At 40.0% G+C, this 26,577-nt stretch carries 22 protein-coding genes and 1 tRNA gene; 21 read left to right on the forward strand and 2 right to left on the reverse strand.

The features are described from left to right. The first annotated feature begins 232 nt into the window (after positions 1 to 232). The 8 genes from BMW86_RS12235 (at position 233) to BMW86_RS12270 (ending at position 9,263) form a co-directional block, all read left to right on the forward strand. Positions 233 to 523, forward strand: a complete 291-nt coding sequence (locus BMW86_RS12235) for a 2TM domain-containing protein (protein WP_089782047.1) — start codon at positions 233 to 235, stop codon at positions 521 to 523. A gap of 29 nt (positions 524 to 552) precedes the next feature. Then, on the forward strand, positions 553 to 2,334 hold the full coding sequence (locus BMW86_RS12240; RefSeq protein ID WP_089782048.1) for an AMP-dependent synthetase/ligase: 1,782 nt from the start codon (positions 553 to 555) through the stop codon (positions 2,332 to 2,334). A gap of 67 nt (positions 2,335 to 2,401) precedes the next feature. After that, positions 2,402 to 2,473: transfer RNA gene (locus BMW86_RS12245), tRNA-Arg, on the forward strand. Positions 2,474 to 2,763: 290 nt separating this feature from the next. Then, positions 2,764 to 3,495: a hypothetical protein gene (locus BMW86_RS12250; RefSeq protein ID WP_089782049.1), complete on the forward strand. Its 732-nt coding sequence runs from the start codon at positions 2,764 to 2,766 to the stop codon at positions 3,493 to 3,495. An 11-nt stretch (positions 3,496 to 3,506) separates the two neighbouring features. Then, positions 3,507 to 4,457: a hypothetical protein gene (locus BMW86_RS12255; RefSeq protein WP_177189236.1), complete on the forward strand. Its 951-nt coding sequence runs from the start codon at positions 3,507 to 3,509 to the stop codon at positions 4,455 to 4,457. A gap of 5 nt (positions 4,458 to 4,462) precedes the next feature. Then, entirely contained in the window at positions 4,463 to 5,374 is a 912-nt protein-coding gene (locus BMW86_RS12260) for a DUF6175 family protein (protein WP_089782051.1), read from the forward strand. A 159-nt stretch (positions 5,375 to 5,533) separates the two neighbouring features. Then, on the forward strand, positions 5,534 to 7,567 hold the full coding sequence (locus BMW86_RS12265; RefSeq protein WP_089782052.1) for a WG repeat-containing protein: 2,034 nt from the start codon (positions 5,534 to 5,536) through the stop codon (positions 7,565 to 7,567). Positions 7,568 to 7,670: 103 nt separating this feature from the next. Continuing rightward, positions 7,671 to 9,263: a hypothetical protein gene (locus tag BMW86_RS12270; protein WP_089782053.1), complete on the forward strand. Its 1,593-nt coding sequence runs from the start codon at positions 7,671 to 7,673 to the stop codon at positions 9,261 to 9,263. Positions 9,264 to 9,301: 38 nt separating this feature from the next. Here BMW86_RS12270 and BMW86_RS12275 read toward each other — a convergent pair whose 3' ends face one another. Both BMW86_RS12275 and BMW86_RS12280 read right to left on the reverse strand, forming a co-directional pair. Further along, a complete protein-coding gene (locus BMW86_RS12275; protein ID WP_089783654.1) occupies positions 9,302 to 12,502 on the reverse strand; it encodes a glycosyl hydrolase in 3,201 nt (1,066 codons plus the stop codon). A 58-nt stretch (positions 12,503 to 12,560) separates the two neighbouring features. Continuing rightward, positions 12,561 to 13,349 carry a carbon-nitrogen hydrolase family protein gene (locus tag BMW86_RS12280; RefSeq protein ID WP_089782054.1) on the reverse strand — a complete coding sequence of 263 codons (789 nt, stop codon included), beginning with the start codon at positions 13,347 to 13,349 and terminating at the stop codon, positions 12,561 to 12,563. Positions 13,350 to 13,420: 71 nt separating this feature from the next. Between BMW86_RS12280 and BMW86_RS12285 the strand changes: the two genes are divergently transcribed. From BMW86_RS12285 to BMW86_RS12345, 13 genes are all read left to right on the forward strand, one after another. Continuing rightward, a complete protein-coding gene (locus BMW86_RS12285; protein WP_089782055.1) occupies positions 13,421 to 14,116 on the forward strand; it encodes a helix-turn-helix domain-containing protein in 696 nt (231 codons plus the stop codon). Positions 14,117 to 14,184: 68 nt separating this feature from the next. After that, the gene (locus tag BMW86_RS12290; protein WP_089783655.1) at positions 14,185 to 14,562 is read left to right on the forward strand and encodes a VOC family protein; all 378 of its coding nucleotides are present in this window, start codon (positions 14,185 to 14,187) and stop codon (positions 14,560 to 14,562) included. 216 nt (positions 14,563 to 14,778) lie between these two features. Next, positions 14,779 to 15,474 carry an HAD family hydrolase gene (locus BMW86_RS12295; RefSeq protein WP_089782056.1) on the forward strand — a complete coding sequence of 232 codons (696 nt, stop codon included), beginning with the start codon at positions 14,779 to 14,781 and terminating at the stop codon, positions 15,472 to 15,474. Between the two features lie 11 nt (positions 15,475 to 15,485). Continuing rightward, positions 15,486 to 16,040, forward strand: coding sequence for a TerD family protein (locus tag BMW86_RS12300; RefSeq protein ID WP_089782057.1), 555 nt, complete (start codon positions 15,486 to 15,488; stop codon positions 16,038 to 16,040). Between the two features lies 1 nt (position 16,041). After that, complete coding sequence (locus tag BMW86_RS12305; protein ID WP_089782058.1) at positions 16,042 to 16,656, forward strand: TerD family protein; 615 nt, start codon at positions 16,042 to 16,044, stop codon at positions 16,654 to 16,656. 21 nt (positions 16,657 to 16,677) lie between these two features. Continuing rightward, positions 16,678 to 17,775, forward strand: coding sequence for a toxic anion resistance protein (locus BMW86_RS12310; protein ID WP_089782059.1), 1,098 nt, complete (start codon positions 16,678 to 16,680; stop codon positions 17,773 to 17,775). A 56-nt stretch (positions 17,776 to 17,831) separates the two neighbouring features. Beyond that, positions 17,832 to 18,752, forward strand: a complete 921-nt coding sequence (locus BMW86_RS12315) for a hypothetical protein (protein ID WP_218149138.1) — start codon at positions 17,832 to 17,834, stop codon at positions 18,750 to 18,752. 4 nt (positions 18,753 to 18,756) lie between these two features. After that, positions 18,757 to 19,281 (forward strand): class I SAM-dependent methyltransferase, encoded by a 525-nt coding sequence (locus tag BMW86_RS12320; RefSeq protein ID WP_089782061.1) that lies wholly within the window; start codon positions 18,757 to 18,759, stop codon positions 19,279 to 19,281. 38 nt (positions 19,282 to 19,319) lie between these two features. Continuing rightward, complete coding sequence (locus BMW86_RS12325) at positions 19,320 to 20,792, forward strand: DUF3375 domain-containing protein (protein ID WP_089782062.1); 1,473 nt, start codon at positions 19,320 to 19,322, stop codon at positions 20,790 to 20,792. A gap of 1 nt (position 20,793) precedes the next feature. After that, on the forward strand, positions 20,794 to 21,375 hold the full coding sequence (locus tag BMW86_RS12330; RefSeq protein WP_089782063.1) for a DUF4194 domain-containing protein: 582 nt from the start codon (positions 20,794 to 20,796) through the stop codon (positions 21,373 to 21,375). Between the two features lie 7 nt (positions 21,376 to 21,382). Then, complete coding sequence (locus BMW86_RS12335; RefSeq protein WP_089782064.1) at positions 21,383 to 24,784, forward strand: ATP-binding protein; 3,402 nt, start codon at positions 21,383 to 21,385, stop codon at positions 24,782 to 24,784. Positions 24,785 to 24,832: 48 nt separating this feature from the next. Next, the gene (locus BMW86_RS12340; RefSeq protein WP_089782065.1) at positions 24,833 to 25,579 is read left to right on the forward strand and encodes a type 1 glutamine amidotransferase domain-containing protein; all 747 of its coding nucleotides are present in this window, start codon (positions 24,833 to 24,835) and stop codon (positions 25,577 to 25,579) included. A gap of 26 nt (positions 25,580 to 25,605) precedes the next feature. Beyond that, on the forward strand, positions 25,606 to 26,577 hold the full coding sequence (locus BMW86_RS12345; protein WP_089782066.1) for a glycosyltransferase family 2 protein: 972 nt from the start codon (positions 25,606 to 25,608) through the stop codon (positions 26,575 to 26,577).

A 26,577-nucleotide genomic window follows, 5' to 3' on the forward strand; every position in this document is an offset into this window, starting at 1 on the left:
GTGCTGTTAATATCTTTCTCAATAAGTTTGCAGTGTAATTCGTGGAATGCCTGGAATGCCGTGTTTCGTATTATGCTATTGTCTGTTCGGGTCTGATTCAAAATTAGCTGGTTTTGCTGAAATGGCGCAGCAGTTGCAGATCTGTACGCAATTATCTCCGTTCAAACATGAAGCTCTTATATTCAGGAAAAAATCTCTATATTTAGTTATATCTACGTAAAAACTGACGCATATGGAAACAACCTCTCAACGTGATGACCGTCTCTGGCATATAGCTAAGTCCAGGTCCAGGTTTAAATCTCATTTGATGATATACCTTGTCATAAATGCGTTTCTCTGGGCCATCTGGCTGCTTACATCCCACAATTTCTCAGGTGGAACGCCGTGGCCTGTATGGGCAGGATTGGGCTGGGGACTTATCCTTGCTTTCCAGTATTTTTATGCCTGGCATCGCGATCCTTTTGGCGATACACTGAAGGAGTATGACAAATTACAGGAAGAAAAATACCGGAGGGGGATCTAAACCCGGCATTACTTTATTAAAGAGCAATCATGGAGCAGCCATTAAGATTATTTGACGTAATCGCATACCAGCTTAAGCATTATCCTAAAGCAGATATGCTGGTAGGAAAGGAAAATAGCGTTTGGAAAAAATATTCAACACAGGATGTAGCAGATATCACCATGCGGTTCAGTGCAGGGTTACTGCAATTTGGATTTGGCAAAGGAGATGCTACTGCTGAAGGCACTGATAAAATAGCAATTGTTTCTCCGAATCGCCCGGAATGGCTCATTACAGATCTTGCCTGTCAGCAGGCAGGGGCTGTACTTACGCCTATTTATCCTACACTAAGTGAACATGAACTGGAATTTGTATTGAATGATGGTGGGGCAAGTATTCTGTTTGTGAGTGATAAGGATATGTATGATAAGATCGCTCCTTTCCGTCATAAACTGCCACTGTTGAAGGAGATCTTTACTTTCGACAAGGTAGAAGGGGTAAGGCATTGGTCAGAGATTCCTGCTATGGGAAAAGAGGAAGACTTTGCAAAGATAGAGGAGATTAAAAAGAACATTGATCCTGAACAGCTGGTTACTATCATATACACGTCCGGTACTACGGGTACGCCTAAAGGAGTAATGCTGAATCATCGCAACATCATGAGCAATGTGACAGCCTGTACGCCTTATCTGCCGGTGAATCAGGATGCCCGTGCATTGAGTTTCCTGCCGCTGAACCATATTTTTGAACGCATGGTTTCTTACGTATACCTCACGGCAGGTGTACCGATATATTATGCGGAGAATATGGATAGCATCGGAGATAATCTGCGGGAGGTGAAGCCGACTATATTTACAACCGTTCCCCGTTTGCTGGAGAAAGTATATGAAAGGATAATGGCTAAGGGCCTGGAATTAAAAGGCATTAAACGTGCTTTATTCTTCTGGGCAGTGGAATTGGGTAAGAAATATGAGATTAACAAGCCTATGGGCGGATGGTACAACTTTCAGTTGTCCATTGCCAATAAGCTGATTTTTAATAAATGGCGGGAGGCCCTTGGCGGAAAGATAGACGCAGTTGTTCTTGGTTCTGCTGCCTGCCAGGTACGTTTGCTCAAAATCTTCACTGCTGCCGGTATTCCGGTACTGGAAGGTTATGGTTTAACGGAAACCTCGCCGGTGATCAGTGTGAACCGCGCAGATGTGAAGGACCGTATGTTTGGTACTGTTGGCCCTCTTATCAGTAATGTGGAAGTAAAACTGGCAGAGGATGGGGAAATCCTGTGTAAAGGACCTAACATTTCCATGGGGTATTACAAACGCCCCGACCTGACAGCCGAATCTATTATAGATGGCTGGTTCCATACAGGGGACATCGGGGTACTGGTGAATAACAAGTTTCTGAAGATCACAGACCGTAAAAAAGAGCTGTTCAAGACCTCTGGAGGCAAGTTTGTGGCCCCACAGCCTATTGAAAACAAATTCAAGGAGTCTCCATTTATAGAGCAGATCATGGTGGTGGGTGAGGGCCGGAAGTTTACCGGAGCGCTGATAGTGCCTTCTTTCCCTCAACTGGAACGCTGGGCTGCCAAAAATGGTATAAAAGCCGGAACACATGAAGAATTGCTGAAGAATGCGGACGTGCAGGGCTTTTACAAGCAGATATTGGATAAATACAACCAGTATTTCAGTCATATAGAACAAATCAAGAAGTTTGAGCTGCTGGCCCATGAATGGACGGTAAGCGGAGGAGAGCTTTCCCCTACACTAAAGGTGAAACGCAAGGTGATCATGCAGAAATACATGGATCAGGTAGAGAAGATCTATAGTTAATTAATTTCCTAATTTGGGAAAAACGTTTACTTTTGCACTCCACTTTAGGATTTAACAGATCCGGAAGGGCCCGGTAGTTCAATGGATAGAATAGAAGTTTCCTAAACTTTAGATACAAGTTCGATTCTTGTCCGGGCTACAAAACGAAAACGCCAGCAATTTTGCTGGCGTTTTCGTTTTGTAGCCCGGCAACTCATTTTTTATTATTTTTCATATAAACCAGGCGTTGTCTTTTTTGGTGAATATGTCTCCCAATTGGGATATTAATACCCTTAGATAAGGAGTACTTCTTCTATTATTTTGTATTAACACCGCATTAACTGTTTTTCTTTCAAACCCCTTTAAATTTGTCAGAATTGTGAAATTTCAAGAAGCGAAACTGGCAATCAAATTATAACTCCAGGCCCCTATAAGATCAATCAAAGACGAATGAATTTTACATCAGCTCATGTTGTACAGTGTTTGTCGATACTGGCAAGCATTGCTTCTATTTTACCTTTACTGACCTTTTTTACAGGTAAAGAATACCTTGAAAAATTCAATTGGTTTAAGAATTTACCCAATTGGGGCCGCAAACTGATCTTATTCGGTATGCCGGCTGTATTTTTGGCGATTGCCATTGTGTTATCAATACCTAAATCTGAAAAGAGTTCCCGCGAACACCCTCCTAAACCATCTCAGGATTCGTCACATAGAGAGGAGAAACCACCTATTGTAATTAATGTATCTACAACACCTGTTACACACTTAAAACCCAGCAAAGCCCCTGTTAATACTGGCAATAGTAATGACGTACAGGTTATCGTTCGGGTGAATAGTCAGCAGAATGATGAATTCTCAGCTTTGCTGGCTAAGTATTATGAAAGCAAGTCTTACAATGTGACAATAGGTGATATTCCAGATATATCTGCTAATAATACTATTGTTGGTGATCTCACTTCATCTGAACCTGTGGAAGATGAATCAAAACAATTTGTCAACTATACCTTAAAACTTGTTTTAAAAATACATAAAGGAAACAGTACCCCATGTGCGAAACGCGTATATGAAGAGAAATTGCCATTAGCTCCCGGGGATTCCCTCGACAAACTCGTCCAACAAGCTTTTGCAGACTTTTTACGGAAAATAGAAGCTGCTAATTTAATACCTGTATGTTCCTGAAATCTGTAAGCATGAAAAATAAAAAGTTAACAAAAAGCTATCTGCTTTTTCTCCCTCTGTTAATAGTATCCTCACATCTGTTATACGCACAGGTCAATGAAATGAAAATAGTGGGTATTGTCCCTTTTTCACCCACCAGCTACAGGGATTCCATCGTGGCGAAAAATATTTATGCAACAGTAGCCCGGATACTCGTGCAGACAAAACGTTTCACATTACTTGAAATAGAAAAATGGAAACTGACGCAGGAAGAAATAGCAAGGCAAAAGGGGACCGCGTTTTTGGAAAGTAAAATCATTGATCAGGGGAAAAGTCTGGGAGCTCAACTGCTGGTATTTGGTGCGGTAAAAAACGCCAATGCTTTTCGGGAGAATAATGAGGACGTGGTGAGAGTTGATTATGATATAAAATTTGTGGATGTTGAAACCGGAAAAACGATTGCTTCACAATATTTTTCCGGGGATAGTAAAAGTTCGGTGGTCGAAATTACTAAAGGCGTCAAGAGCTTGTCTGCGTTAAGTAAAATCTTGAAAGTAGAAGACAGGAACACAGAGGCTGTGAGTAATGCAATTGATAAGTTGAAGGCTTCTGATCCCGGAAGTATAGAAGGAAAGTTGATCAACGCAATTGAAAAGACTTCAGGGAAGTTAAACAAGTGGATATGCAATACGTTTGGACTGTACCTGACATTTTTGAAAGTGGTGGATGGAGATGATAAACAGGTAAGCCAGGTATTGATAGAAGGAGGGGAAAATATAGACCTGAAAGAAGGGAGCAAATTAAGAGCCATTGTGGCCACAGAAATGGATACCCCAGGCGGTAAAGTCAGAGATGAGGAGCTTGTTGCGAAACTAGAGGTGGTGGAAGTACGTCCTCAAACATCTAAGTGCAAGGTGATAAACGGCGGGAAGAAAATGCAGGAAGAAAAAGGGAATAAAAATCTGCGTATAGTATTAGAATAAGATCTATGAAAATCCAATATAATTTAGTGGGGATCCTTATTTTCTTGTCTGCCAGCGTACATGCGCAGGATAAAGACAGAATGAAAATGGACCGCTCTCAGCTCAGTTTGATTGTTGTGCCAATAGTAAATGAGGCGAAACGTGAAATAGAGAATGATTATTGTTCGGCTATTTCTGAGATCAACAGCGCGCTACTCAAAAGTGGCTATAAGAATACGCTGGATTTTAAAACGCAACAAGAGAATATCATAAGCCAGCGGGCCTTTACTGCAGCGCATTCAAAAAGTGATCAGATGAAGATCATAATAGAGAAAACACCTGCCGACATCTGCATAGAAACGAAAATGCGCTGGATGGATTCGCCTCCGGGAACCACGGCAAGGCAATTACAGCTATCATTGAAAGCCGTGGATAAATTTACAAATGCTGTATATTCAGATGCAATACTACACTCGCAGCAGCGTGAGTTCCCCGGTATGGATAAGGCTGTAGAGACCACCCTCAGGATTGATGGGAAGGACGCCTTTAGCCGTTTTCTTGAACAGCTGGATGAATCGTATAGGACCGTACTTAATGAAGGGAGGCAGGTCAATATGCAATTTGAAGTAGAGGCTACCAGCGACTTCTCTATTGCTAAACGGATTGGAGACGTACGTCTTTCAGAAAAAATCGAAGACTATGTGCGTGAGAAAGCCAATGCTTTTAAAGGTCAGTATAAAGTAATTGGAGAAAGTCCCGATTATATGAATATACTTATACAGGTACCCCTTATTGATACAGCGGGACATGCTGTGACACCTGGTAATTTTGTAGGAAGAGGTATGGACAATTATTTCTCACAATTGGGGTTGGAAGTCATATATGCAACAAAAGGGACATTGTTAAAATACGTTTTAAAGCAAAAATCGGGTAAATGATGGATTCCTGGCTCAATGAGGGAAGCCTTTTCCTCGGATAATTAATGCTACTTATTTAAGTATAATTCGAAGGTTACTGTAAGAAAAGGTCAAAAAGTTATACAGCTATAATATAATATTTATATTTGTATAAATCTGTACCTAAAACCCTATCCCTACATGAAAACCTTTCTTTTTCTTATAAGCTTTTGTATAACAGGCATATCCTTATCTGCACAAAGAACGATTTATCAGGAATTACATCTTACTCCTGGTGGCTGTAAATTATCTTTTTTTGAAACCGTAATGGAAGAGGGTATTGCTGATTTCTCACATGAAAGAACACCAGAGAAAGAAAGTAGCGGGCCTTCATTGCTTAGCATAATAAATGAAAGCCGCCCATTGTTCAAACTGACTTCACCTTTTACCAATCTATATGCAGCAGCGACCCGGCCGGATATTATAATGAGCAATGGGAATGTAGTGTTTAAAGAGAATGGATTGTATGGATTAAAAACCAATGCCGGTAAGATCATCATTCAGCCCTCTTTTCAATATATTATTCCTGATGGAAAGAAAGGTTTTGTAGGATATAAGGCTGCTGTCTGCAATTATTATGATCTCAACGGAAAGAAATATTTTAATACTGATTACTACTTTATCCAGCCAACAAGTATAAATACATTTATTGTACAAACTGCCGCAGGCTTTGGTGTAGTAGATGCATTGAAAAAGACGTTGATAAAACCTGCATTCTATAAAATAAACACGTTTTCCGATAAAGGGCAGTTCTATTATAAAATATACACTGAAGCAGATAAAACATTTTTCCTTAGCCAGCGTGCTAAAGATACTATCCGTGTAAGTATGCCTCATGGTGATCCTACTATTTTATCCGGAGGGTACTGGAAGACAGACGCAGGACTTGTAGATACCAAAACAAATAAAAGTGTTATTTGTGAACCCCGGTTTTATACAGAAGTACTGAGCGCTGAAAATCAGCTGGCATCTGTATCTCATGATGATAAGAAATACCTGATCAATTTTAAAGGAGTACTCCTGGGAAAAGAAAGCTTTAAAGGGATTTATTCATTCCAGAAAAATGGGCTGAGCATAGCTTCTATAGAATCTCCTACAGATAAGAATACGTATTTCCGTGCTTCTTTATGGGGTGTAATTGATAGTAAGGGTAACTGGGTAATTAAACCTGTTTACAGCTGGCTTAATTTCATCAATGATGATTTGCTGGAAGGAGGGTATAAGAGAGAAGGAGGAGCGATCATCAGCAAAACGGGAAAAGTACTGACTGATTTTAAATATAACAACATAAGAATAGTTAATGATTCCATGTTACTGGCAGTCGTGGAGACAAAGGATACCATCCAGTCAGATCTTATCCGTATACGTGATCTAAAGATTATCAGGAAAGATCTTCCTTACAGATCCATCTCAAAGAATGAATTATGTACCAGTGAAAATTATATAGCAGAATTAAAGAAAGGTGAGTGTTGGCTAAATGAAAAACTGGAACCGATTTTACCACGTGTATACAGCCGGCTTTTTTACGGACCTAATAGAACATCCATTATTGGTTCCAATTTTTTCAGGGACAGGAGTGGCTCTGAAAGCCAGTTATATGACTGTAATGGTGTGATTAAAAAGTTCACTATAGATGGCAAAATATATGACACCTTTGATAGTTATACATACGTGGACAAAGATCTTGGTCACGTGTTACTAACAGATGGAACAGGATATTTCATACTGCCGGATGGACGTACTGTTGCGAATAACAGTCACTGGCAGGACATAAAAAAAGGTAATAACAAAGATCTGTTTATCACTATGATCTATGGTGGCAAATTCGGAATTGTAAACAGTGAAGGGACAACTGTTATCCCACCGGTATTTGAATATATAAGCCCTTATGACCCGGAAACAGGACTCGCTGCTTATAACTTCAATGATAAGCAGAAAGGATACCTGACTAAAGAAGGAGAACTGCTGTTTGACTTACTCTATGAAGATTGCGAATGGTTGGGTAAAGGCCTTTTTAAAGTAAAAAAACATAATAACTGGGGAGTTGTTAACCGGGAGAATAAAATAATCGTACCTGTTGAAAATGAGCATATTGAGTTGAGTGGCGGAATCATTCTGGCCGGTGATGGCAATAGTCCCAGGAAGTATACCCTGACAGGAGAGGGTATTAATTAGAGAGCTTCTGATATAATCTTTTAATTAAATATGCTTATATGAGTAAGTGTAAAATTTTAATTAACCTTATCTTGTGCGGGTACCTATACCTATAATATAAACTATGAGAAAAAAACTATTCTTCTATTCAACCCTGGTTGTTTTATTTGCCATGAAACAAGATCTCGCCGCCCAAACGGTGACTTACACTGATTATAAGGCGCCTGTTTACAGGTTCGCTGAAAATCAGCGCTTTAGTAATCACAAAAGCATTTTCTTCGTTTCAGATATTAATGCCGACCTGTTAGATAACCTTTTAAGTTCCAAAAAGGACAACAGTATTGACCTTTTCAGAGGGAGCATTATCCAGGAATTATCTAAAGCAGGAATTGCCACACCGAAAGATACCGGCGACCTCGTAGTAGCATTCCTGGTAAACAGGATGAGTTTATCACCTATCGCTGGTAACACCTTTACTCCTACATATAATGTAGAAGGTGAAATACAGGAAGTGGTTATTAACAAAAAAGGAGAACCTTACAGCAGCAAGACCATCAAAATATCCCAACAGGAATCTCTTGCTTCTGAAGACCAGATCAGTAATGATTTTACCAAGTTACTGGCGAATGCAAGAGCAGTTGATGTTTACAGAATAATAGTTAAACATATCAAAAGCATGTCCTTCCAGCGTCAGAAAACTTTCATAGATGGTTATCAGATGCAGTCCTTTAACTTACCCGTTATCTATCGTGCTAAAAAGAAATATCCCGAACTGGCTTCTTTGGATTCTCTGAATGACGACCTGGTAGCTAACCTGAAAAAGAAGGACACAAAGGATTACGCTCAGTTAATCAAACCATATGAGCAATCATATCTCCAGTTGCTTGCACAACCCTATCCTTCTGATTATAACATGAAGCAGATTAAAGTAGCAGGATACTCAGAACTGGCATTCCTGTATTATCTGGCTTATGATACCGTACAACTGAAAAAATCACTGGATACATTGTACGCTTATTCAAGCAAATTCCTTGGTACCAGAGCTGATTATTCCAACAGGGAACCACTGCTGAAGGAAATAAGCGGTTACTACACTACATTGAATGAGCGTAAATATCCGCTGGATTCTTCTTCGGGAGAAATAAGATCTAATATGTTCTCTACCGAAAAAGTATCTGCTGGCTGGGTGTTACTAAGCAAAGGGGATACTATTAAGGGGAAATATATAGATGAAAAAATGAGTGGTAGTATTGTGAATCTGGATGAAGGTAAATATGTGAAATTCGAAATCATTGAGAAAGATAAAACCGTAAGGAAAAACTATAAACTCTCTGATGTAACGAGCTTCGGTATTTTAGGAAAATCTTATGAAATACATAAGTTCAAACCTGTATTTGAACAAAACAATGCAGTAAGTTTTGATATGCTCCGCTCTAAAAGTTATCCTTTCGAAATCCTTTACAGCTCTGCTAAAATCAGAATACTGAAAGAGAACTTCGGAGAAGGCGCGACTAATGCAATTGTGTTTATCAGACCAAATGAAACGGAAGTCGCAAACCAGGGACGCGACTGGTTCAAGAAAAAAGCTGAGATGATGAAAGAATACTTTAAAGATTGTCCGGAAATGCTGGCTAAACTGGATGCAGCCACATACGATTTCAAATCTGACAACTCCTATATAAAGATGGCAGAAGACTATACAAATAGTTGCAAATAATTAATACTAAAAAGAAGAGGCCACCCGGCCTCTTCTTTTTATTTATTTCTTTCAATCATAACGGGCCCTAATAATCCTGCCGGAACCAGCTTACTTTTCTGATCATAGTCTTTCATTATTGACCACGTCTTTCGCTTATCTTCAGGAAGAAAACTATCTCCTATCAACCGGTTCACCCAGGTATTCACTACACTGATCTCTATCTCGTTCTTACCTTCCTTTATAGCATCAGTAATATCCAGACTGTAAGGTGGAGTCCACAGTCCTCCAACATATTTGCCATTTACTTTCACCTTTGCAATAGCTATTACCTTTCCTGTATTCAACCGAATATGTTCTCCTTTAGTAAGTCTCGCTAAAGAGAAAGTGTTATGATAAACAGCAGTGCCCGAATAATATTTTATCCGGGAATCACTGTTCTGAGACCAGTCTGTGAGTTTATTGAATGTTACCGGAGCCGCAGGCCCTCCTGTTAATGTATCAAAATTAACTGTCCAGGGAGTAGTGATTTCATCTGAGGAAATGAGCAGCGGATAGTTTAGTAAGGATTTTTTTTCAGCCTTAGTTTTTCTGAAAAGGATAAAAGCACTTTCATAAGCTTCCAGTTCAATGGGTACCTGTATTGTCTCTCCATCATTTGTAAACTGGGGTAAAGGTCTCATCGTACCTGTAGTGGCATCCCATAATTCCGGCAGCTCATCCTGTATTCTGAATGCCGGATGGATACTGATTTTCTCTGCTTTTTGATTGGATAGAAAATAGATATCTCCATTATCAATTTTGCGGTGTATGAATAGCGCTTCCTCGTCTTTGGGTAAGTTAAAATCAGGGCGCATTTTTAATGCTGAAAAAACCTCTTCTAAACTCATACCATCCATGACCATACCTTTCCCATAGGAATGCGTCTTAATCATTTTTGTATCAATATTACCCCAAAGTATTGCCGCAAGCGTATTTAATTTATTATCTGCCTCAGGATAGTTTTGTAAACCTGGTGTACGTATAGGTTTAGGCCCAAGTACAACTCCTCCCTGTTCTACAAGTGCTGCAATCTTCTCCAGCAGTTCCGGCCGCATCGTCTCCAGCTTCGGTAAAACCAGTACTTTATAATTCATCCCATCAGGTAACACAAACCTTCCGTTTTTTACAGACAAACGATTCTCTATTACCTCTGCATTGATATAATCAAATGAAAAACCTTTTGGTAATGCAGGGTCTTGTACTCCTGTCATTTTCGGCGCATCTTCTCCTATGAAGTAAGCTATATCAGCTACATATTTACCCTGTTGCAGCATAAAGTTGCATCGTTTAAGATATGCAGTAAACAAGTCCATATCATAAAACCAGGTATTATTACGATTGAACTCATTGCCAAACCAGGCGCTTACACCTGGTTTCCTGTCATCAGGTTGCTGAATATAAACATGCAATAATGTATTATTGATGCCTTCTGTAAAGAAACGGTCCGTACGTTGTTTCATATTTGCCGGATACCGGCCGAATGGCTCTAACGCAGCAGTTTCTGATTCAGCAGAAACCTTCACCTTACCATAAATATGTGCCGAAGAAGAAGCTGCCCTATTCTCTATATTACCTAAATCTCCTTCACTCCAGAACTCACCACCAACTTCATCCGACTGACCACCATATTGCAGAAACTCTCCCGGGAATCCCCAATGGCCATAGTTTTCCAGCCATGTTGTTAAACCATGCTGATGACAGACTTCCCTTAATCCACCTACATAATTATAGGCTACTTTATCTGCTATAAAACGCCTCACGTCCCATAAAAAACGATCAGACTGATCCTGACTTCCTACTACATTACCTTTAAAAACAGGCAGATAAGGTAAAGGGTCATAATGATAGGTTGATTTAAAGCTATCTATCAATGCATCTGTCCAGTTCTGACCACCTGTTTCATAACTATCCTGTACCACCACCTTCCAGGATTTACGATCTGCCGCAGGAACACGCCTGATAATTTCACCCATAAATGAATCAAAATGGGAAGCGATATGTTCCTTACTCATTTTATCAATCTCTAATCCTCTTCCTTCGGGAGAGGCAGGCGAGTTGGTTACTTTAGTTGGGGTCATACCCGTACGCATGATAACCCAGTTGCCTTCCGGAGCATTCCATTTTAAAGTACCATCTGCCTGCATGAAGGCCGAAATATCCAGCACCTCTTTTGGATTAATCAGTGTGCCGGCATCCATAACTTTTTCCTGAACAGGCCATTGGTATTCCTGCCAGTAAGGCAATGGGCTCTGGAACATTTTCGCCAGTGTTTTCTCCGCGTACTTTTCAACTCTGGGAAGAGGAGAGAGGACTAATTCTGTTATGCCGCTACCATCGGAATAATGATCAAATAGTAAACGAAAGGATGTAGCTTTTGTCTCATGGAATGAGACTGCTACGGGTGCATAAGGGGAGAATCCTACATTCAACGCATCATTGCCCCGGTTAATATCAAATTGTTTTATCGTCTTATACCCTGTATCTTCTTTTATCTGTAAAGTGACATTGGATACCATGCTATGAAGCGTCGGATATATAGTTAAGCTCTGTGCTGTATATTCAGCAGGGAAATCTATATCAATTTGTTGTTGCCCCTTAGAGTCAAAGTTGATAGCACGAATGGTATCTGCGTTAATGAGCACATCCAGATCAGCAAGCAGAGGAGTAGAACTAAGTTTGGGAGAGTATGTCTTTAATTGTGGTGTTTTAAACGTAATAACCCGTACATCCTGAAACTGGCTGATGGGCTTCTCTAATTTCAACATCACTTCCTTGCCGCCCAGTACTGTCACCTGCGATGATATCAGATAACGCATGGCTTGTTCCGGTTTCACCCAGGGACCGCCAGACTGGCTCCATCCGGGGCCATTGAATATACCGATTTCAATACCCAGCTCACCTGCAGTTTTCAGTGTAGTATGCATGATATCCCACCATTCATCTGAAAAGAGTTTTACTTTTCCATAAGGAGGATTGTTGGGGTCTAAACCTATGTTTCCTATGAAGGCACGATTGATCCCCACCTTTTTCATCGCCTGCAAATCTTTAATAACACCTTCTTTTGAGATGTTATCAGAAAGCCAGTACCAGTATATGCTGGTCTGAATAGTGTCCGGGGGCAATTTGAATCCTTTCTCAATTCCGGCTACATGATAACTACAGGAATCTAAGAGGGCTACAGACGCGATAAAGAACAGAACGCGGCAGATGTTTTTCATAATGGGCATCGTACAATATATAAAAAAGGGGGTATCAATTCCTGATACCCCCCTTCTTTTATTTATACAATTCGTTCTTCAATCTTTTTGCTAATAATCCTGTAGCCAGATCAGGATCAATATCAGCTACAATTACGCCTGACTTCCCATAAGTTTCATGAATAATGCAGCGGCCATCCGGGCCTATTATTGCACTGCCGGAATCCGGGTAAGTGGATGCATAATTAGAACTGCCAAAGTAGATAGTATTCTCCAGCGCCCGCATCATCATAGCCTTTTCGTAATAAGGATTGTCTTTGTTTCCCCATTCAGTGAGTTGTACGCCGCTGGTATTACTGCCACCAAAATGAGGATGGAATACAATTTTCGCATCGCGCCGGGCGGCCCATCTTACAGTTTCAGGATAACGAAATCCTTCATGGCAGATGACAATTCCAAACTTCACTCCATTCACTTCAAAAACGTTGCGCTCAGTACCCGGAATCCATATATTATCTTCTGAAGGATCTAATTGATTTTTAGTCTGATAACCTAATACTTCTCCGGTAGCAGATACTACATGAGCAATGTTCAGCAATCCATCCGGATGATGCCAGTCCATCGGTACAATGATAGCAATGGAATTTTCAGCAGCTATTTTACACACACTATCCAGTGCTGCCTGTAGCTTTGCCGGTTCGCGTTGATCTTCCTCAAATCCCATTCCCGGATACCCCGGAATATATGATTCAGGAAAACAGATGATTTCTGCCTGTTGTGCAGCGGCATCTTTCACTAGTTTTTCAAGCCAGAATAAACCTTCACTGATAGATGTGGGAATCGGAGGAGAAGCTATCGCTACTTTCATAAGTTATAAATTGGGTTAGTCTTCTCAAATTTACAAATTCTGATAGCAAAAATCAGTAATTTGATGCTCAAATGGGTTATAGAGAATACCTTCCTCATCCTGCTTTGCAAAGCTATATAGATGCTTACTGGACTCTCCGTGTCGGTGAGGAAGCACACCCATATGCTCACCGTATACTACCAGACTGCTGTGCAGATATCATCTACAATATGGGTACAACTGAAGAAAGCTTACTGGTGGGCACAATGACCACTTTCAGGGATACTACCCGCCAGGCAGGGTCATCTGCAATAGGTATCCGTTTCAAACCGGGAAGTATAGGCGCCTTTTACAAACTGGACCTGAAAGAAGCTACCAATCAGGCGCTTCCTTATGAAGATAAACAGCTGGCTGAAATTATCCATCAGAGAAAAGATGTGAAAAGAAAGCTGGACAACTACTTCCTGAAAAAACTGCATACACCGTATTTACCGATAATCGCTGTAATGAATGATATCTCCGCATATAAGGGGCAACTCAGCGTTGCAGACCTCATCAGCAGGCATGCGATGAGTGAAAGAAAACTGGAACGGATTTTCAAACAATACACCGGTGTAAGTATTAAAGGGATGATCCGGCTGGTAAGATTTACCAATGTGCTGCATACCATTAAAAATAACAATGGTACAAACCTCACCAGTATCGCTTATGCAGCCGGTTATTATGATCAGGCACATTTGTGTAATGAAGTAAAATCCTTTACCGGTCTTACCCCCGCTCAATTATAAAATTGCCGGATTTTTCCAAGTTCCGGGACATACATAGTCATAATTTTGAGGCACTAAAAAAACAAAACATGGAATCATTATCGCCTAACATCTACGTTCATGATATGAACAGTACCATCGCATTCTACCAGATTTTAGGATTCAGCCCTGTTATGACGGTGCCTGAAAACGGAGAAAATCCTGTTTGGGCAATGCTGAAAAACGGCAATGTTAGCCTGATGTTCGAATCTTTTAAAAACATAGAAGGCCGCTTGCCAGAAATCAATAGAACAGATGGGGGCTCCCTTCTTTTATACATAAACGTAAAAGATATCAAGGGGTTTTTTGAATCGATAAAGGATAAAGTAACAGTATTAAGCGGACTGGAAAAGACCTTCTACGGAGCTACTGAATTCGTTATCAAAGATTGTAATGGGTATGTACTCACGTTCGCGGAACACGAATAAATAATCAAATTTCATCATCATAAACTGTTTATTAATAGTGTAAACTATTGATAAACAGTTTTTTGCATTAATATATAGCCTTCCCATATGTGTTAGCAAAAAGTTATATTAACCGCTCCCCCAGCATCCTTTTTGCTTAAAGGTAAAATCTCATTACTTTTAATAGGCAACTGTAGCCAAAAGCAGGGCTGACAGACTCATAAACCCAATTACTAAATGATCAGTTACAAGCACTTTTCATTTGACTTATGGCTAACTTTAATTAAATCTCATCCTTCTTTTAAACAGGAGAGGAACAGGTTCTTTTTTGATAATTTTAATCAGAAAAACAAATCTCTTGAAGAAGTAACACAGATATTCCGGCAGGTAGATCTGATGTGTAATGCGATTAATGAAAAAACAGGCAATAACCTGGAAGCAGAAGAAATGTACCTGATGGTCATTAGTGCCATGAACGATCATACATATGCTTTTCATGATATTGATCTGAAAGGTTTGTATGATGAAATGGAACAGCTTGTTTTTAAGTACCTGCCTGTTATTTATTGCAGTAATACTTCTGATGCATTAAGCCGGTTAAAGGATGGGGATAATACACTCAGCCTGCTCAGCAACACCGCTTTTATCAAGGGACGTACATTGAGGGAAGTGTTGAAAAGATTAAACATCCACGACTTATTCGACTTTCAATTGTATTCTGATGAGGTAGGAATGTCAAAACCCAATAAGGAATTATTTCAGCTCATGATAAGAACTGTGGAGGCAAACAGGAAAGAAGAGATGCTGAATTTAAAAGAAATCATTCATGTAGGAGATAACATTAAAGCCGACATAGAAGGCGGCAGCATAGCAGGCATCAGTACATTGCTAATAAATTCCAATAATAAAACTATTTTAAGTTTATTTAACTAAAAGTCTATAACATGGCTATTAACTTGCAAAAGGGACAAAGAGAAACAATCAATTCCCCAAAATTTACAATTGGTTTAGGCTGGGATACTAACAGTTCTTCAACAGGCACCGGCTTCGATCTGGATGCTTCTGTTTTTATCTTAGGAGAAAATAAAAAGATACTTTCTGATCAGCATTTTGTTTTTTATAATAACACTAAATCTCCTGACGGTGCTGTACAACATACCGGCGATAACCTTACCGGTGAAGGAGCTGGTGATGATGAACAAGTGATCGTAGATCTTGCTAAGATTGATGCACAGGCTACGGAAATTTGTGTAGTGGTAACTATACACGAAGCAGAAAGCCGCAGACAGAACTTCGGTCAGGTAAGAAACTCATTCGTTCGCATCTTCGATTCAGCTACCAATGAAGTACTGCTGAAATATGAACTGGAAGAGGATTTCTCCATCGAAACAGCTGTAGAATTCGGAAGAATCTACAAACGAAATAACGAATGGAAATTTGAAGCAGTAGGTGTAGGTATGAAAGGCGGACTGCAGGATTACTTAAATAAATATAACTAAGATGGCTATTAATCTTCAAAAAGGACAACGGATATCGCTTGAAAAAAGCAATGGCGCAAAATTACAAAGTGTTTGTGTTGGGATTAACTGGGGCGCTATAGAAAAGAAAGCCATGTTCGGGTTATCCAAAACAAAGGAAGCAGTAGACCTGGATGCCAGTTGTGCATTATATAATGAACAAAAACAGGTACTGGAAGTTATTTACTTTGGTAACCTGCATTCAAAAAACTACGCAGTAAAACACAGTGGTGATGACCGTACCGGTGATATAGGCGGAGATGATGGTCTGGATAATGAAGTGATCACACTTGACTTCTCCGGACTGGATGCGAATGTATCCTATGTAGCTTTTGTACTCAATAGCTTCAAAGGACAGGATTTCGGTACAATACCATTTGCGTCTATCCGTATTTATGAAGGCACTCCTAAAAGAGTAACAGAAGTATTCGCCAAATACGATATCGCACATGAATCTGCATTTGCCGGACATGTATCCATGGTAATGGGTGTATTTTACAAGAAAAACGGAGAGTGGAAATTCAATGCAATAGGGGAGCCTACTAAAGATAAAAAGTTGCAGGAAACTGTGAACACAGTTACACAGAACTATTTATAACCTTGTTTTAAAAAATGCCTTATGGAAAATAATTTAAACAGCACAGATCTCGCGATTACCCATCCCAGGGTAGACAAAGAGGGAAATGTTGATCTGACGGTAGTGACTCCGGAAGATGCCAAAAAGTATGGAGAACTCAGTAAGAACCTGGTACCCAGTGATGTGAACTCCATCCTGAACTATGGTACTGATGTGCAGAACTCCATGGAGAAATACAGTAATGAATTTCTCACCTCTGTACGTACATTCAACTCGGGGGAAGTTGGTAATCTGATCAATGATCTGTTAGGAGAACTGAATTATATCGATGTTGATGAACTGAACCAGGGTGGCTTCAAATCCATGTTATCAAAAATACCTTTCTTGAAAAAGATAGTATTTGATGCACAGAAGCTGTTCCAGAAATATGATACTGTTATCAATAACATTGATAAGATCACCAATAAGATCAAAGCAGGCAGAATCAATTCTATAAAAGATAACAGCTCCCTCCAGACAATGTTCGACAGCAATGTCAACCACATTAAACAAATGGAAGAGCTGATCATCTCCGGTACTATCAAGTTCAAGGAACTGAGTGAGAAACTGGCTGAGATGGAAGCTAACTCTGCTAACTACAACGATTATGAAATTGCCGATTTAAGGGATTTCGTGCTGAGGTTAGACAAGCGTCTTGCTGATATGAAGATCGTACGGTTTATCATGATGCAGTCTCTTGCCCAGATAAGAGTAGTACAGAACAACAATACATCTATTGCTGAAAAAGCACAGTCTATTGTATCTACTACTATTCCTGTATGGAAAAACCAGCTCACCATTGCCGTAGCGCTGCAAAGACAGAAGGCGAATGTGGAGATGCAGAAAAAGATCTCTGATACCACCAATACTATTCTACAGAAGAATGCAGAGATGCTGAAACAGAATAGTATTGATGTAGCGAAAGAAAATGAAAAAACGGTTGTTTCTATAGAAACATTGAAAATGACCACTAAATCATTAATCGATACACTAACCGAAGTGAAGAAGATTCACGAACAGGGTACTGAAAGCAGAAGACAACTGGATACAGAATTACAGAGCCTTGAAACTGAATTGAGAAAAGGTGTAACTAATGTTTAAGTAGGGGGAAGAAGATGGATGACAATGTGGCTATATTATTACGTGATTCAAATAGAATGGTCAGCAAACTACAGTTGCTGTCCGTTTTTTTTGAAGAGGAAGTGATTTATAAAATCTATCTCCGTACCCAGGTAATTCATAAATTATTTGAGAACAATCCGGAGCTGGATATTAATAAACTGGAGTTATTCCATCTTCAATATACTACTACAGTAGTTGATCTGTTAAAGAAAATAAAGGTTGCCAACGAGAAGAATGTGAATGTGCTGTTCGATGAAATTCATCTGAACAAAGAGATGATGGACAACATTGAAAATTCCGTATTCACAGAAAAGAATTTTAATCTTGATAAACAACGGCAGGCGCTAAAGGTCAATTTATCGTTGAGGAAATTGTTTCAGTTTTTATCTGAGAACACAGATGAAGATCCATTTTCCAAAAATATAAATGCATTCAGCGCCCGCTTTTCTGCTGACTTCTACTACGATATCCCATGGCCGTTGTTTGAAGAACTCACTACCTTTAATCCCGCAGAAGTATACAGGAATACATATGCTATTATTCAGCGGAAGCTAATGGGGATCCTGAATAAAACAGATTTTAAAAGTGAATTCTTCTGCGGACTTACATCCGGTCATTTAGTATTGGAAATATATAAGATAGTGGGAGATGAGCGACATTTCCTGTTCCTGCCATCCAGGAATTTATTCCTGTTTTGTGATATTAGTAAGATCTCCGGAATCGACTGGTCAAATACTTTATCCAAAAAAACAAAACTCCGGCAGGAGCTGATGGATAGAAATGATCAACTGCAAAGTGCTGCAAACATTACCAAAAGCACGATCCCGGATGAAATTAAAAACTTACTGAAAGAATACTACGACAAGATTGATGATGTGAATTTTTTACAGAATATCAGCAACTTCGATGTGCAGGCTAATATTCTTAAGTCCATGCTGAATACAAACAGTCTCTAAGAGAATGGAATTAAACGACGCGATACAACTGATTCAGAATGATCAGCTTTCTTCCTCACAAATCACTAACTGGGCAGATCTGGGTTGTGGCTCCGGCTTATTTACCGCCGCTTTGTCACATTTCCTGCTGCCTGGAAGTACTATTCACGCAATAGATAACAGGCCACCAGCCAATATTAAATCCGTAAAAGCAGGCATAAACATCAAAATAGAGGAAGCCGATTTTGTAACTGATCCATTCTTTTTCAAGGACTTAGACGGTTTTGTTATGGCTAATGCACTGCATTATGTAAAAGACAAGCCAGACTTCATGCGTAAAATAAACTTCGCACTGAAACCAGGCGGTAGTTTACTGATAGTAGAATACGATACGGACCAGCCAGTCCCTACCTGGGTGCCTTACCCTTTAAGTTATAAATCCCTTCAGCAATTCTTTGAGAGCCAGGGATATACCCGGATAACTAAATTACAGACCCACCCCTCCCTCTATGGACGTGCTAACATATATGCAGCACTTATCCACAGGTAGGTCCAATTCTCCGGTTTTTTCTCCAAATTACAGCCTGTATGAATAAAAAGGACCTTCATGGGTTAATATCCACATCTCCGGCCATACAGATGTTACGCCTGCGAAATGCCAACTGGATATTACCATTTCTATATAACATTTTCAAAGAGGAGAACATGTTCTCCATTTCAGAAGCCAGGCTGATACAGCTCCTGGCGGAAGAGCTGGGTTCTCATGAGGATGTAGAGGAAGATCTGGAAGAGGCAAAGATCAATTTTGGGGATGATGAAGAATCCCGTAGCCGTAAATACATCCTCAGCTGGGTACAGAAAAGGATCCTGCAGGATTTGCCGGATGCAGAAGGAAATACCCAGTACCAGTTAAGCGCACATACAGAGAAAGTATTCCAGTGGATGCAAAACCTGCAACTACGCCAGCACGTTGGAACAGAAAGCAGGTTTAAATTATTATTCAACTCATTAAGGGATATCGTTGAGAATACAGAAGATGACAGGACCAAGCGGCTGGAAATACTAAAAAATAAGAAATCGGAAATAGAGAAAGAGATCAAGGCGATTGAAATGGGACGCGGACCTGAACGCTACAGCAATGCGCAGGTGCAGGAACGACTGGAACTCTTTACAAGATTATGTTATGAACTGATCAGCGATTTCCGCGAGGTAGAGGATAATTTCAAAAATATCCACCGTTCCATAGTAGAGCAACATACAAAAGCAGAACAGAACAAAGGCGCTATCCTGGGCTTTGCATTTGATGCATATGATACATTACGCAACAGCAATCAGGGTAAGAGTTTCTATGCTTTCTGGGACTTTCTCATGTCTCGTGAAGGGAATGAAGACTGGCGGGAATTAACCGTTCAGTTGGCCCAGCTGCTGGAAGACAGACAAATAGAGAACGACGAATATTTCCTGCAGAATATCAAATCACTGTTACTGGAACAAGGTAAAACAGTGTATAGTGCCAATGATAAAATGGCAGAGAAACTCAGTCGTATTATTTCTGAAAAAGAAATAGCACGGCACAGACGTCTACGTAAACAGATCAATGGTATTAAAGAACTGGTATTTGGTCTGATAGATAATGGGGATGTAAGTGCGGGTATCACATTAGAGGACAGTGCAGAGATAAAGATGGTGATGGAAAGGAAGGTAGCGCTGGAACAGAAGAAAGGAGTTGCGGAAGTTGTACAGCCTATCGCTACTACAGAGAAAATAGAGGATATGGTAAGATTCGGCCGTTTGCTGAATATGAGTTATGTCAATAAAAAGCAGTTATGGGCAAAAGTGGAAGAGGCTTTAAAAGGAAAAGATACTGCTACACTAAAAGAAGTATTAGATCATTCACCATTGGAACATGGATTGGCAGAGGTGATAGGTTATTATGATTTTCTCCGTGAGAAATCTAAACAGGCACTGACAGTGCAGAATACCTACGAACTGATTCCTCTCAATGCGGAACAAACTAAATTCGTAGAAGTACCATATTTATTGTTTACTAAACTACAATGAGATGAGCGCTCCTGATAAAATATTACCTTATGCAGTGGTGGTAGTTAAACTGCTGAAGGGACCAGTAGAATACGTGGATAGAAATATCTGGGAAAAACTGATACAGTATAAAGTAGAGCTGACAGGATTCCTGATGCAGTTAGGTCTTATGCTGGTGCTGGATGAACAGGATGGATTTGCATTTGTAAAACATTCCCTTTCGGAAGATGATGATGCTTATGTGAGCTGGGTACAGAGAAGATCATATACTTATGAAGAAAGTATTATGCTGGTATTACTCAGAGAGATGATGGCAGAGTTTGAAATAGGGGAAGCCACCACACGCGAACTGATAAAGAAACGTCGGGAAATAAAAGAATACGCAGAGCTGCATTTTAAGGAAGGAGCAAGCCGTATAAAATTTTTAAAAGAAATAGACAGACTGATTGATAAAATGGAAGAGAATGGTTTTCTGCAAAAAACAGAAAACCATGAGGTAGCTGATGAACAGAAGTTCAGGATCAGGAAAATAATAAAAGCTAAGGTTGATAGCGAAGTATTGGAGAACTTTCATCAGCAATTAACAGCACATTCAAATCCGTAGCCTACAAATGCAATTAGACGTTTTTAATACAGATAGTCATAAGAGTGGTTTCCGTTTGCAATATCTGGAGATATTTAACTGGGGAACATTTGATAAACATATACACAGCATCAAGCCGGGTGGAGAAACCAGTTTGCTTACCGGCGCTAACGGTAGCGGTAAAACTACTTTCATCGATGCCCTGCTGACACTGATAGTGCCGGAGAAGAAATACCGTTTTTACAATCAGAGCAGTGGTAGTGAAAAGAAAGGTGACCGTACAGAAGACTCCTATGTAATGGGTGGTTATGGTATGATCAACAGTGAAGTAAGCGGCGCTACCAAAACTTTATACCTCAGAGAAAATAAGGAAGAAGCCTATAGTATTCTGCTGGCCAATTTTGAAAATGAAGCAGACCAGGCGGTAACACTGTTCCAGGTAAGATATTTCTCTAACGGGGATATGAGGAAGGTGTTTGGTATCGCGCATAAATCCCTGCACATTGAAGATGACTTTAAACCATTTGATCTCGGTGGAAACTGGAAACGTCGTTTAGACCAGAGCTACAATAAGGGCGCCCGTAAAATGGTGGAATGGTTCGACTCTGCCAGTAAATATGCCCTGCGTATGGTAGATGCATTGGGTATGCAAAGTATTCAGGCATTGCAGTTGTTTAACCAGACTGTGGGTATCAAAGTATTAGGCAACCTGGATGATTTCATCCGTATGCATATGCTGGAACCGCGTAATATGGAAGAGCAGTTTCAGGAGTTAAAGAAGCATTTAACAACCTTACTGGATGCGCAGCGGAATATAGAAAAAGCAGAACAGCAGATCTTATTACTCGAACCTTTAGCCGAACATTACAAGAATTTTTCCAAGCTGAAAGTAGAGAAAAAACAACTGCAACAGGAGTTGGATATCTCCGCTATATGGAACAAATTCACTAAACACCAATTGCTCTCTCAGACTTTAGACGAACGTCGTCAACAGGTCAGTTTGTTATTAAAGAAAATTGAAGAAGCAAAATTACTGCAGAGTGAATTGCAGGAAAAGGAGAGGGTTACAAGAAATTTATTAGATCAGAATAAAGCAGGCCAACGTTTACAACAGCTGGAGAATGAGATCCAGGAGTTAAGAAGGAAAAAACTACAGGCGGATGAAAACCTGCGGCAATTACTGGAATGGTGTACTGATCTGAATCTGAAAGAAGAGGATATTCCGGATGAAGCTACTTACCAGCGTATACTAAAAGAAGTAGGCAGGTCTGTATTAAAACTGGAAAACGAACATCGTTTAAATGAGGAAGATGAGTACAGTGCTAAAAGAGAAAAAGATGATGCAGAGAAAGAGAAGTTTGGATTAGAAAAGGAAATCGAATTACTGCATCAGTCTAAAAATAATATTCCTTCTCACCTGGTACAGGTGCGTAAGGAAATGTGTAACGATCTTAAAATTGATCCAAACGATATTCCTTTTGCAGGTGAACTGGCACAGGTAAGAATGAGTGAGGCGGACTGGCAGCCTGCAATTGAAAAACTGCTGCATTCATTCTCACTAAGATTACTGATACCTGATAAGCATTATAAAAAAGTAACCGCATACGTAAATAATAATAATATGCGTTCGCGTCTGGTGTATCATCATATTAAAGATGCGGCACTGGATTTATATCCTGATGATAATACAGTTTATCATAAACTGGAATTTCATCCGGACCATAAATTGAGCAAATGGGTACAACAACAGATCATTCAGCGATATAATTATATCTGTGTAAATGATGAGAAATCTTTACAGCGGTATGATATGGCTATCACTATGGAAGGGTTGATCAAGAGCCGGGAAAGACATGAAAAAGATGATCGCCCTGGTAAAGGTGGAGCTTCCAGTTATGTGATGGGGTGGAATAACGAAAAGAAAAAAGAAGCGCTGATCACAAGAAGGAATAAGCTGAACGACATCGTCTCTTCTTCTACAGAGATCTTACAAACCTGTAAGAACAGATCCAACCGTTTACAAAAACAATTTAGTGCTGCCAGCAGGATAAAAGAACATAAAGGATTTGATGAGATTAATCTTGTTAAGATCAATAAAAGTGTTCGTAAAACAGAAGAGCAGATTGTCTCCCTGCGTGAAGAGAACAAAGAACTGGATGCACTGAAAGTGGAGTTACTGGATATAGAAAGACAGAAACTGGATAACCAGCATTACCAGGATGGATTGATCCGCAAAGAGGCGCTGGATCAGCACGAGATCTCCCTGATGGAGAGTGAGATAAAACAGCTGCTGCCTATTCTGCAACATATCACTGAAGAGAATAAGGATGAACTGTTACAGTTCCAGCAACAGAATAGCAATATCCTTAGTGAAGTAACGCTTGATAATATCAGTATTGTCTACAACTCATTACGCGAATCCAAAGAAGCCAATTTCAAGAAGGCAGATGATGCCAGTCATAGAGAAGAGGTACAATTGGGCAGGAGTATCAACCGTGTAAAAAATCCATCTGCTGAATTATTACAGAAATTCCCGGATTGGATTTCAGACGTAAAAGGATTCTCTGACGATGCTGCATTTGCTGAGGAGTACATTGAATGGATGGGTAAATTAGCAGAGGATAATCTACCCAAATTTAAGAAGGACTTTGAGAGCTTTATCAATGTTACCATCACTTATAAGATAGGCGGATTGAATGAAGAGATGGAAAAGTGGGAGAGGGATATCAGTAATACAATCCGGAAACTGAATGAGTCTTTAATAGGCATTAATTTTAACAGACTTCCTGATACGTATATCCAGCTGGGCAGAAGACCTGTATCCTCTGGTACCGAAATAAAAGAATTCCGTAGCCGTTTGCTGGAGGCGTTGCCACAGGCAGCTAACTGGCAGCAGAGTAGCTTTGAAGAAAAGGCCTCGCATTTCAGGGAGAAAGTACAGCCACTGATTAGTGCATTAGATGAAAGTGAGGCTTATCGTAACCGTGTAATGGATGCAAGGAACTGGTCGGAATTCTGGGCGGATGAGTGTTTCAGACAAACAAACGAAATTAAAAAGACATACCGTCAGATGGGACAGCTTTCCGGTGGAGAAAAGGCCCAGTTGACGTATACCATATTGTGTAGCGCTATTGCCTACCAGTTTGGAATAACAAGAGAAGGGAAGAACAGTAAGAGTCTTCGCTTTATAGCAGTAGATGAAAGCTTCAGTAATCAGGATGAGGAAAAAGCAACTTACCTGATGGAGCTGTGTAAACAATTGCATTTGCAGTTACTGGTAGTTACTCCCAGTGATAAGATCGCTATTGTGCAGAATTTCATTGCACATGTACATCTGGTGCAACGTGTTCAAAACAGACACAGCGTATTGTACAATATGACCGTAAAAGAATTGCAGGAGAAGATAAAGGGGAATGAAGTAGAAGTGTAGCGGATAAGTTGTTGATTATCCTTAACTTGTGAGAAATAACCGATCAAGATGAGAATCCTGGTTCCCCTCGCCGCTTACGGATTTGACCCCTCAGAAACCGCCATTCCCTGGAAGTTATTATCGAAACATGGTCATGAGATAGTGTTTGCCACACCGGAAGGAAAGATAGCGGCAGCAGATACAAGAATGGTATACGGAACAGGATTGGGTATTCTCAAAAAGCTTTTAAAAGCCAGAGAAGATGCAGTCGAGGCCTATCATGAAATGGAACAGTCCCCGGCGTTCATGCAGCCTATTAAATACAGTGCTATCAGGGAAAAAGACTTTGATGCACTGCTACTTCCGGGAGGTCATGATAAAGGTGTAAAGGAATACCTGGAATCATCTGTTCTGAAGCAAACTGTTGTAGACTTTTTCAATGCAAAGAAGACAGTAGCCGCTATTTGTCATGGTGTGGTACTGGCCGCCCGTAGCATTGATCCTGTTACAAAGAAATCAGCTATTCATCAATATAAAACCACGGCATTGTTAAGGGCTCAGGAACTCACTGCCTATAACATGACCCGCTTCTGGTTAAAGGACTATTATCTTACCTATCCTAAACATACCGTACAGGACGAAGTAACAGCTGCTCTGGCAGATAAGCATAACTTTATCCCGGGCCCCAAGCCACTTTTCAGGGATCGTATTAATAATACAGAAAGGGGATTTGCTGTCAGGGACAGAAATTATTTATCAGCCCGGTGGCCCGGAGATGCCTACCGCTTCTCACTCGAACTCTTAAAAATGCTCTGAAACGGTTAAAAATATTATCTTAGGGCGTGGAAAAAATATATACAATATCTGTTGCATTGTGTACGTATAATGGTGAGAAATACCTGCACAAACAACTGGATAGTATCTTTAATCAGACCGTCCCGGTAAATGAAATAGTTGTTGTAGATGATGTTTCTACAGATAATACTATTGCCCTTCTCAATGACTATGCATCAAAATATCCCGGCATATTCAATATCGTTAAAAACAAAAAGAACATAGGAGCCAGAAAGAATTTTGAGAAAGCATTGTATCTGTGCAAAGGAGACATCATTTTCCTCAGTGATCAGGATGATAGCTGGTATCCACAGAAAGTAGAAAAAGTAATCGCGCATTTTAATCATCATGAGGAAGATAAAGTAGTCTTTACAAATGCGAGTTTCATAGATGATAATGACCAGCCTTTATCCTCCTCATTATGGGACGTGAATGTTTTTACAAAAGAGATTGTACAGTACGCAGCAGATAAAGATAATCTCCTGCGTTACCTGCTCAAATATGGTAAGATCGTTACAGGAGCTACCGTTGTAATAAAGAAAGACTTCCTGGATAAAATACTTCCTTTCCGTTTAATGCATAAACTATGGCACGATGGCTGGATAGCTGTTGTGGCTGCGCATTATCATGCATTAGGATTTATAGATGAACCGTTAATTAAATATCGTCTGCACCAGGGGCAGCAGGTAGGATTTGAATACATCCAGAAGATCAACAGGATCATGGAGGGGATTGATCCCGTTTCTGATATGCTGCGGAAAGAGATGAATGGTCTTGTTGAAGAAAATGAACTGCATCTGCTGATACATGCCAGAAGAAAACGGGTACGTTTTATAAGGCGTATTGGTCGCTTTATAAAATTGGATAAACATATTACAGATGAGATAAGGGAAGAATGTAAGCTGGCTGAAAAAGCTTTCACCCGGGCAAAACCTTTCCCTGTAAGAATAGCAGAAACTTTTAGAAAAATGTTTAAATAG

It is taken from the genome of Chitinophaga sp. YR573 (assembly GCF_900110995.1).
Classification (GTDB): domain Bacteria; phylum Bacteroidota; class Bacteroidia; order Chitinophagales; family Chitinophagaceae; genus Chitinophaga.

Excerpts from the sequence above, each read along its gene's own strand:
- BMW86_RS12275 (WP_089783654.1), bottom strand. The coding sequence starts at position 12,502 with ATGAAAAACATCTGCCGCGTTCTGTTCTTTATCGCGTCTGTAGCCCTC.
- BMW86_RS12285 (WP_089782055.1), top strand. The coding sequence starts at position 13,421 with ATGGGTTATAGAGAATACCTTCCTCATCCTGCTTTGCAAAGCTATATA.
- BMW86_RS12255 (WP_177189236.1), top strand. The coding sequence starts at position 3,507 with ATGAAAAATAAAAAGTTAACAAAAAGCTATCTGCTTTTTCTCCCTCTG.
- BMW86_RS12315 (WP_218149138.1), top strand. The coding sequence starts at position 17,832 with ATGGTCAGCAAACTACAGTTGCTGTCCGTTTTTTTTGAAGAGGAAGTG.
- BMW86_RS12290 (WP_089783655.1), top strand. The coding sequence starts at position 14,185 with ATGGAATCATTATCGCCTAACATCTACGTTCATGATATGAACAGTACC.
- BMW86_RS12265 (WP_089782052.1), top strand. The coding sequence starts at position 5,534 with ATGAAAACCTTTCTTTTTCTTATAAGCTTTTGTATAACAGGCATATCC.
- BMW86_RS12240 (WP_089782048.1), top strand. The coding sequence starts at position 553 with ATGGAGCAGCCATTAAGATTATTTGACGTAATCGCATACCAGCTTAAG.
- BMW86_RS12250 (WP_089782049.1), top strand. The coding sequence starts at position 2,764 with ATGAATTTTACATCAGCTCATGTTGTACAGTGTTTGTCGATACTGGCA.
- BMW86_RS12270 (WP_089782053.1), top strand. The coding sequence starts at position 7,671 with ATGAGAAAAAAACTATTCTTCTATTCAACCCTGGTTGTTTTATTTGCC.
- BMW86_RS12325 (WP_089782062.1), top strand. The coding sequence starts at position 19,320 with ATGAATAAAAAGGACCTTCATGGGTTAATATCCACATCTCCGGCCATA.
- BMW86_RS12335 (WP_089782064.1), top strand. The coding sequence starts at position 21,383 with ATGCAATTAGACGTTTTTAATACAGATAGTCATAAGAGTGGTTTCCGT.
- BMW86_RS12280 (WP_089782054.1), bottom strand. The coding sequence starts at position 13,349 with ATGAAAGTAGCGATAGCTTCTCCTCCGATTCCCACATCTATCAGTGAA.
- BMW86_RS12235 (WP_089782047.1), top strand. The coding sequence starts at position 233 with ATGGAAACAACCTCTCAACGTGATGACCGTCTCTGGCATATAGCTAAG.
- BMW86_RS12330 (WP_089782063.1), top strand. The coding sequence starts at position 20,794 with ATGAGCGCTCCTGATAAAATATTACCTTATGCAGTGGTGGTAGTTAAA.
- BMW86_RS12295 (WP_089782056.1), top strand. The coding sequence starts at position 14,779 with ATGATCAGTTACAAGCACTTTTCATTTGACTTATGGCTAACTTTAATT.
- BMW86_RS12305 (WP_089782058.1), top strand. The coding sequence starts at position 16,042 with ATGGCTATTAATCTTCAAAAAGGACAACGGATATCGCTTGAAAAAAGC.
- BMW86_RS12340 (WP_089782065.1), top strand. The coding sequence starts at position 24,833 with ATGAGAATCCTGGTTCCCCTCGCCGCTTACGGATTTGACCCCTCAGAA.
- BMW86_RS12310 (WP_089782059.1), top strand. The coding sequence starts at position 16,678 with ATGGAAAATAATTTAAACAGCACAGATCTCGCGATTACCCATCCCAGG.
- BMW86_RS12300 (WP_089782057.1), top strand. The coding sequence starts at position 15,486 with ATGGCTATTAACTTGCAAAAGGGACAAAGAGAAACAATCAATTCCCCA.
- BMW86_RS12320 (WP_089782061.1), top strand. The coding sequence starts at position 18,757 with ATGGAATTAAACGACGCGATACAACTGATTCAGAATGATCAGCTTTCT.
- BMW86_RS12260 (WP_089782051.1), top strand. The coding sequence starts at position 4,463 with ATGAAAATCCAATATAATTTAGTGGGGATCCTTATTTTCTTGTCTGCC.